At 68.4% G+C, this 8252-nt stretch carries 10 protein-coding genes; 8 read left to right on the top strand and 2 right to left on the bottom strand.

Annotation, left to right across the window (positions count from 1 at the left end; genetic code table 11):
• The first annotated feature begins 137 nt into the window (after positions 1-137).
• The 8 genes from ACZ7KF_RS40410 (at position 138) to ACZ7KF_RS40375 (ending at position 6197) form a co-directional block, all read left to right on the top strand.
• Positions 138-473: an STAS domain-containing protein gene (locus tag ACZ7KF_RS40410; protein WP_471087320.1), complete on the top strand. Its 336-nt coding sequence runs from the start codon at positions 138-140 to the stop codon at positions 471-473.
• A 62-nt stretch (positions 474-535) separates the two neighbouring features.
• Positions 536-2623, top strand: a complete 2088-nt coding sequence (glgX, locus tag ACZ7KF_RS40405) for a glycogen debranching protein GlgX (protein WP_471087326.1) — start codon at positions 536-538, stop codon at positions 2621-2623.
• On the top strand, positions 2620-2940 hold the full coding sequence (locus ACZ7KF_RS40400) for an STAS domain-containing protein (RefSeq protein ID WP_471087317.1): 321 nt from the start codon (positions 2620-2622) through the stop codon (positions 2938-2940). Before glgX ends, ACZ7KF_RS40400 begins: the two co-directional genes overlap by 4 nt.
• A complete protein-coding gene (locus ACZ7KF_RS40395; RefSeq protein ID WP_471087314.1) occupies positions 2937-3356 on the top strand; it encodes an ATP-binding protein in 420 nt (139 codons plus the stop codon). Before ACZ7KF_RS40400 ends, ACZ7KF_RS40395 begins: the two co-directional genes overlap by 4 nt.
• Positions 3353-4717: a PP2C family protein-serine/threonine phosphatase gene (locus ACZ7KF_RS40390; protein ID WP_471087311.1), complete on the top strand. Its 1365-nt coding sequence runs from the start codon at positions 3353-3355 to the stop codon at positions 4715-4717. Before ACZ7KF_RS40395 ends, ACZ7KF_RS40390 begins: the two co-directional genes overlap by 4 nt.
• Positions 4718-4775: 58 nt before the next feature.
• Entirely contained in the window at positions 4776-5153 is a 378-nt protein-coding gene (locus ACZ7KF_RS40385) for an alcohol dehydrogenase catalytic domain-containing protein (RefSeq protein WP_471087308.1), read from the top strand.
• A complete protein-coding gene (locus ACZ7KF_RS40380; RefSeq protein ID WP_471087323.1) occupies positions 5153-5329 on the top strand; it encodes a zinc-binding dehydrogenase in 177 nt (58 codons plus the stop codon). The genes ACZ7KF_RS40385 and ACZ7KF_RS40380 overlap by 1 nt, the downstream gene beginning before the upstream one ends.
• Before the next feature lie 247 nt (positions 5330-5576).
• The gene (locus ACZ7KF_RS40375; RefSeq protein ID WP_471087305.1) at positions 5577-6197 is read left to right on the top strand and encodes a DJ-1/PfpI family protein; all 621 of its coding nucleotides are present in this window, start codon (positions 5577-5579) and stop codon (positions 6195-6197) included.
• A 44-nt stretch (positions 6198-6241) separates the two neighbouring features.
• Here ACZ7KF_RS40375 and ACZ7KF_RS40370 read toward each other — a convergent pair whose 3' ends face one another.
• Both ACZ7KF_RS40370 and ACZ7KF_RS40365 read right to left on the bottom strand, forming a co-directional pair.
• Entirely contained in the window at positions 6242-6802 is a 561-nt protein-coding gene (locus ACZ7KF_RS40370) for a cysteine hydrolase family protein (RefSeq protein ID WP_471087302.1), read from the bottom strand.
• Between the two features lie 554 nt (positions 6803-7356).
• Entirely contained in the window at positions 7357-8205 is an 849-nt protein-coding gene (locus ACZ7KF_RS40365) for a class I SAM-dependent methyltransferase (RefSeq protein ID WP_471087299.1), read from the bottom strand.
• Positions 8206-8252 lie beyond the last annotated feature (47 nt).

The following is an 8252-nucleotide window of genomic DNA, read 5'->3' as shown; positions in this document are numbered from 1 at the left end:
CAACTACAACCCCCACACCATGACCATCACCCTCCCCCACACCAACCACCCCCTCACCATCCAAGCCACCCTCACCCCCACCAAAAACAACAACTAACCCACCCCCAACCACACACGGACAGGGAAACGGACACGCCATGCACGCCACCAAGCACACGCTCAACGACATCACCGTCATCACCATCAACGGCGAACTCGACAACATCACCGCCACCGAGATCACCGAACACCTCGAAGAGCTCGTACCCCACCGCGGCAACGTGGTCCTAGACCTCGCCAACATCACCTATCTGTCCAGCGCCGGGCTACGCGTCCTGCTCCTGCTCTACCACCGCGCCCGTCAACACGGCACCCAACTCGCCCTGGCCCGGATCCCGGCCCAGACCCACGACGTCCTCGCCGCCACCGGCTTCCTCAACTCACTCACCGTCACCGACACCGTCGACCAGGCCACCAAGGCACTCACCCGATGACCACGACACCTCACACCGACACCGAGGTCATGCCCACGGCCGAGTTGTGCGCGTCCGTGTTCGTGTCCGGGCCTGGGCGAGGGGGCGGTGGCACGGAAGGAACGGGAGGCGGCCGGGGCGCCGGCCGGCTCGAGGTCAGGCCCGGCCGGGCGCTCCCTCATGGAGCGACCGTGGTGGATGGCGGAGTCAACTTCTCCATCCCCTCCACCCACGCCACCGCCATGGCGCTCGTCCTCTTCGAACGCGGCGCCGCACAACCCTTCGCCGAGATACCCTTCGCCGACGACCACCGCACCGGCGGCGTCTACGCCATGACCGTCCTGGGTCTCGACTGGCGCACGATCGAGTACGGCTACCGGGCCGACGGCCCCGACCACCCCGGACACGGCCACCGCTTCGACCCACGCCGCATCCTGACCGACCCGTACGCCCGCGCCTTGGGCGGAGGCGAGCACTGGGGCACAGCCCGCGACCCTCACGCCCTCTACCCCTACCGTGCCCGCGTGGTCGCCGACGCCTACGACTGGCAGGGCGACCGGCCGCCTCGCATCCCCCTGCACGACCTCGTCATCCTCGAGGCACATGTCCGCGGCTTCACCCGCCACCCCACCTCGGGCGTGCGCGCGCCCGGCACCTTCGCCGGCCTCGCCGAGAGAATTCCTTACCTCACCGACCTCGGCATCAACTGTCTCGAATTACTCCCCATCTTCGAATTCGACGAACGCGACAACACCCACCACAACCCTCATACCGGTCGGCCACTACACAACTACTGGGGCTACAACACCATCGGCTTCTTCGCCCCCAAAGCCTCTTACGCCGCCCACCCCGAACAGGCCGGCCGGGAACTGAAAGACCTCGTCAGACAACTCCATCAGGCGGGCATCGAAATCATCCTGGACGTGGTCTTCAACCACACCGCCGAAGGCGATCACCGCGGCCCCACCCTCTCCTTCCGCGGCCTCGACAACCAGGCCTACTACCTCCTCACTCCCGACGGTAATTACCACAATTACACCGGCACCGGAAATACCCTCAACGCCAACCACCCTCTCACCCGCGACTTCATCCTGCAGTGCCTGCGCCACTGGGTCACCGAATATCACATCGACGGTTTCCGCTTCGATCTCGCCTCCGCCCTCACCCGGGGCCAGGACGGCACCGTCCTGGACAACCCGCCCCTCCTCGAAGCCATCGCCACCGACCCGGTCCTACGCGACACCAAACTCATCGCCGAAGCCTGGGACGCCGCCGGCCTCTACCAAATAGGCAACTTCCCCCACCACAACCGCTTCTCCGAATGGAACGGTCCGTACCGCGACACCGTGCGCCGGTTCCTCAAAGGCCACGCCACAGATGGCAACGACATCGGCCGACGCCTCACCGGCTCACCCGATCTCTATCCCCAACGCAGTCCCACAGCCTCCATCAACTTCATCACCAGCCACGACGGGTTCACCCTTCTCGACCTCTTCACCTACAACGACAAACACAACGAAGCCAACGGCGAGGACAACCAGGACGGCGACAACAACAATCATTCCTGGAACTGCGGCCACGAAGGGCCCACCAACGACCCCGACATCGTCGCCCTCCGCCGGCAACAAGTCCGTAATGCCCTCCTGCTTCTGCTCACGAGCCGCGGTATCCCCATGCTCACCGCCGGCGACGAAATGGGCCGCACCCAACACGGCAACAACAACGCCTACTGCCAGGACGAACTCTCCTGGCTCGACTGGAACCACACCCCCGAGCACACCGATCTCATCCGCTTCACCCAACACCTCATCGCCCAACGCCACGCCCATCCCGCCCTCACCACCCCACACCACCCACCCCCCACCACCTGGACCGGCGACGCCACCCATATCGCCCTCACCCTCCGCACCGACGACGACCACGTGCACATCGCCGCCAACACCCACTGGGAACCCCGGCACATAACCCTCCCTCCTCTACCTCCTCACCTCGCCTGGCACATTGCCGCCGACACCAGTGCTCCACCCGGCCACGACTCCGCCCCACCCGGCCACGAACCGCCGGCTTCCCCTCAGACACACACCGTCCTCCCCGCGCGCACCGCACTGCTCCTCATCGCCGCGCCCTCCACCCCCCGACCTCACCCCGAACCCGATCGAGGCACATCATGACCCTCAAGATCACCCAAACCACCAAGCAGCACAGCATCACTCTCGCCATCGACGGCGAGATCGACAGCACCTCCGCCAATGACCTCCACACCACCATCCAGGCCCTCCCGGCCGCCACGCTCCGACACCTGATCATCGACCTCACTCACGTGACCTACCTCTCCTCCGCCGGCATCCGCGCCCTCCTCTTCGCCCACCAGATCCTCGGACGAGCCGTCCAGATAACCCTTCTCAACCCCGCCCCGCACATCACCGAGACCATTCAGCTCACCGGCTTCCACCACGCCGTCACCATTCAGCAGCAAGCCACGACATGACCGCCCGCGGCGCCATGGTCCTGAACGGGTCCACACCCCAGTCACGGAACGTCGCCCAGTTCATAGCCCACTTGGCCGACCACACCGGACTCGACACCCACCACGCCTACCGGCTACGCCTGGCCACCGATGAACTCATCACCAACGTCATCGAACACGGCTACGCCCACCGCGGCGGCCCCATCCGCCTCGACGGCGGCACCCACCAGCACGCAGTCTGGGTCCGCATCGAGGACGAGGCCCCACCCTTCGACCCGCGCAGCCATGACCCCACCCCGCGGCTCACCGCCGGAGCCACGGCCGGCCCGGTCGGCGGCTACGGGCTCTTCCTCGCCCGACGCTGCCTGGACCACCTGGCCTACGAGTACATCAACGGCTGCAACCGCTGCACCCTGTGGGTGCACACCCAGGCATGAACACACCTCTCGTGCTTCTCGTCACCGCGCACCACATTCCCTACGCACTGACGACCGGTCTCTCCCAAGCCGGCTTCACCGTCCGCCACACGTCGTCCACCGCACTCCTCACCGACTCCCGCGCAGCGCACGACGCAGACATCGTCATGCTCTCCGCCACCCTCGGCCTGCAACACATCGCCCTGCTCAGCCGGCGCCTCGCTCAACAGCAGAACCCCGCCGTCCTCGTCTTCACCGAGAACAACGACGTCACCGCACTCGAAACCTGCGCCCGTGCCGGCTACGACTTCATCACCCCGCCCTACACGCCGGCTCTCCTCCGCAACCGTCTCCAGACCACGACCGAGCGCAGGCAACTCATCAACGTCATCGAAACCATGGCTGCCGAGGCCAACTGGCGCAGTGTCGAACGCGACCTCCACAGCGCTCGCCACATCCAGACCAGCTTTCTCCCCGAACACCTCCCCCAACGGCCCGGCTGGCAGTTCACCCACCGCTTCCGCCCCGCCCGCCACATGTCCGGAGACTTCTACGACAGCTTCGACATGCTCAACGGCCATCGACTCGGCTTCATCATCGCCGACGTCTGCGACAAGGGAATCAGCGCCGCCCTCTTCATGGCTCTCATCCGGACTCTGCTACGCCACACCGCCGAAGACGCCCCCCGCCCCGACGCGGGACGGGCCACGGGCGATGGTCCGGCCATGGAACAGGCCCTGGCCGAGGCTTCCGGCGGAACCTCCGGCACAGGCATGGCGGAGGCGGGGGACACCGCCGGGGCTTCGGGCTCCGCGGGATCCGAGGGAGTGGCTCCCGAGCCGATGACCACGCTCACGCCGTCGCTCGCTCTGGGGGCGGACGCCCTGCTGCGGTCCGTGACCGGCACCAACCGGTACCTCGCCCGGCACCACCTGAGTCAGGGCTACTTCGTCACCCTCTTCTTCGCCGTCCTGGACCCCGCTACGGGAACACTCCTGTACATCAACGCCGGACACAACCCCGCCACGCTCCTGCGCGCCGACGGCCCCCACACCCTCCTCCAACCCACCGGGCCCGCCGTCGGCATGATGGCCGACAGCACCTTCGCCCTCGGCCACACCCGCCTCCACCCCGGCGACACTCTCTTCCTCTACACCGACGGGGTGATCGACGCACGCTCGCCCACCGGCCAGGCCTTCGGCACGCAACGACTCGACCAGATCCTCACCCACGCTCCCACCCAGGACGCCGTCACCCTCCTCAACACCCTGGACCACGCCCTCACCCAGCATGTGGGGGCGGCCCTCGCCTACGACGACATCACCATGATGGCCCTGCACCGCACGCCCCGCCCCGCGCCGCGCCCCCGCACGGACACCTGACCTCACGGCGACTCGTGGTGCGTCGTTCCCGATCGTGTTCCGGCGCCGATGCGAGGGAATGGGGGCCCGGCGAGACGGGTTGCACCTGGGTATGAAGGCCATCGGTGTTCACGGCTTCGGTGGGCCGGAAGTGCTGCGCGTCGTGGAGTTGCCTGAACCGCAGGCGGGCCCCGGCGAGGTCCGCATCCGCGTGCACGCAGCCGCTGTGAATCCGACCGATGTTCTGCTGCGGACCGGCGGCCACGCCGTCCGCATGCCCGGCCGTCGGCCGCCGTACGTGCCCGGCATGGACGCCGCGGGAGTGATCGACCAGCTCGGTCCTGGGACCGACGAGCGGCTCGCCGTGGGCCTACCGGCCATCGCCGACGGGGGGCTCTGGCCGAGCTGCGGGGCTGGTCCGGCCCGGCCGAACGCGGCATCAGGGTGTGCCCGGTGATGGTGACGGACGGCATCACCGACACGGGTCGGCTGGAGGCGCTGTGCCGCCAGGTCGAGGACGGCATCCTGACGCTGCATGTCGCCGACGTGCTGCCCGCCGACGAGGCGGCCGAGGCCCACCGCCGGCTGGAGGCCGGCGGTCTACGGGGCCGTCTGGTGCTGGACTTCTCCTGACGGGTGTGTGCGCGGTTTCCATGGACCGTATGCCCTGAAGGACGCCGCATCCGGGTAGTGCTCGACGCGCGAGGAGTTCACCTGGTCGACGTCGCGTCGCAGCAGCTCCACATCCGCGCGGAGACCGGCCAGTTCGCGGCGCGAGGCAGTGAGCGGTACGAGGGCTCCGAGGTCGCCGGGTCTCCGTGGAGCACTTGCAGGTCGCAGACTCCTCTGATGCGCGCGGGTGGTGGCTATGCTGCGGCGCATGGACATCGTGATCCCGCTCTTCGACCACTTCGAGCCGCTCGACGCGATCGGACCGTACGAGATCCTCGGGTACGTGCCCGGTGCCACCGTGCGGTTCGTCACAGCCGAACCCGGCCTGGTGCAGGACGTGTTGGGCTCCCTGCCGGTGCACGTGCCGGTCGCGTACTCCGAGGTGGAGCGCTGCGACGTGCTGCTGATCCCGGGTGGGGGCAGCTTCCAGGCCATGGTGAGCGATCCCGATTTCCTCAGCTGGGTACGCCGGATCCACGCCGGCACCCGCTTCACCACCTCGGTCTGCACCGGTTCCCTGGTGCTCGGCGCGGCCGGCCTGCTGGAAGGTCTCACCGCCACCACCCACTGGGACGCGGTCGCCGATCTGGAGTCCTACGGTGCCGTCTACACCCCGGAACGGGTGGTTCGGCAGGACCGAGTGATCACCTCGGCCGGGGTCTCCTCCGGCATCGACATGGCCGTCCGACTGGCCGCCCTGCTCACGGACGAGGTGACCGCTCAGGCGATCCAGCTCTACACCGAGTACGACCCCCAACCCCCCTTCGACACCGGCTCGGTGGCCAAGGCCCCGGCCGAGGTACTCGAACGGGCCCGCACTCTGGGCTAGCCGAACCGGTCGCTCCTGGATCGGCGGTGCCTCCGGGGCCGCCGCTACCGGGGTGTGAGGCGGTCGAGCCAGTCGTCGACGGTGATGACGTCCGCCCACTGCGGGAACAGCTTCTCGACGAGGACCCGGTGGAGTTCGGGGTCGAGGTCCAGACAGGCGTCGGGGAGGACGGTGAGGCCGAAGTCCAAGTCGTTGGCCTGGCACAGGGTGCTCAGCACCACAGCGCTGGTGGCAATGCCGGTGAGCACGAGGCTGTCGATGCCGCGCGCCCTGAGCACCACATCGAGGTCGGTGCCCGAGAATGCGCTCGCCCGCCTCTTGGTGATCACGACATCGCCTGGCCGCGGCGCGACATCGGGGTGGATCTCGGTGCCGGGGGCGCCCTCGACGTAGAGTCCGGCCCGCGCTATGGCGGTGAGCGCCCTGTTGCGCGTGCCGACTTCCGGAAAGCCCGGGCGTAGCGCGATGATCACGTAGATCACGGGGATGTTCGCCGCCCGGGCGCCGTCGATCGCCCTGCGCAGGCGTGGCAGATATCCGGAGCCGTCGTCGGCGAGGTCCACGATGTCCCGCTGGACGTCCATCACGAGGAGGGCGCTGCTCATCTCGTCTCCAGGAGCGGTCGGTTCGGCGTTGGAAGTGGGCTGGGAATTCCGTGTCGGAGCATCGCTCGGACTCCGCAGCTGTGGCGGCGCGCCCGTCGGAACGAGCTCGGGCAGGTGGTGAGCTACGGCCGGGCGGTCCGGAGCGCCCAGGTCGCCGTCGCGGCGACAGTAGGATCGTAACGGCCGTGACGCCCGTTCACAGGCGTTCCCCTTTCGACGAGGTGGCCGCCGGCCCGGCCGGCGGCAGATCCGATGTCCCGGCCTTTCGTATCGAGCCGCACGTGACTGATGCGCGCAGCGGTGCGCAGCCGTCCGAGCGGTCGAGCGGTCGAGCGGTCGAGCGGTCGAGCGGGAGGGTGTTCGAGGGGCCGCAGTGCGAGCGGTGGAGTCCGGCAGCGCGGGAGTCGTCGTGAGCGTGCCGGTGCACGAGGGACGGCCCGGCGCTTGCCGCCGGGCCGTCCGGGTGCCGGGACCGCGGGCCGTCGGTGAGCCGGCGGCGCCCTCGGGGCTGTCCGGCTCTTCGCGGCCTTGTGGTCCGACTGCGCCTTCTGGCGTCAGACCGCGGGTTTCACCGCCTCCACCAGCAGGTGATAGCCAAAGTGGTTGAAGGGCGGTATCTCGCCGAGGAACCGTTCCATCCTGTCGATGAACGCGCGCACGGCCGAGTCCCGCAGGACCTCGTCCGCCAGCCACGCCGCCAGGGGCGAGTTGCCGCGGATCCTGGTGACCGTCATCCCGGCGCCGGCGAACAGCGCCGTCAGGTCCTGCGGGCTGAAGCTGTACCAGGGCGCGAGATAGTCCTCGCCGCTGCGGGTCTCGGTGAACAGCAGCTGCTTGCTCGCCACGTCCGTGACGTCGACCGACGCGAACCGGTCACCGGTGAACATCTCCTCGAACAGGGAGTTCTTGACCCCGAGCAGCATGCGGCCGCCCGGCCGGAGCACGCGGTGCACCTCGGCGAAGACCGCCGGCCGGTCCTCCAGGGGCAGGTGCATGAGGGCGAGCATGCTGGTGACGGTGTCGAACGAGGCGTCGGGGAACGGCATGTGCGCCATGTCTCCTTCGCGCAGGTCGGCCGTCAGCCGGCGTTCCCGGAGCTTGCCCGTCGCCACTTCCAGCATGGCTTTCGAGATGTCCAGGCCGCTGACCTGTGCGCCTCGTTCCGCCATCGGCACGGTGAACCGGCCGGTGCCGCAGCCGATGTCCAGGACGCGCTCACCGGGCCGGATCTTCTCCAGCAGGAAGCGGTGCTCGGTCGAGGTGAACATCTCGTCACACGGTCCGAGACCGGGAATGCGCTCGTCGTACTCCTCGGCCACGCGGCGGTAGACGGACTTGACCTGGTCCTTCTGCTGTTCGGCCTGGTCGGCGAGCGTGGGGGTGGGCCGGTCGTACGTCGTCATGTGTTCCTCCTCGGAACGAAGGACGGGGATGGGCAGAGGTATGGCGG

It is taken from the genome of Streptomyces sp. NPDC038200 (assembly GCF_055600785.1).
The sequence above is the reverse complement of the archived record's forward strand: the minus strand, read 5'-3'. Positions and strand labels throughout refer to the sequence as shown.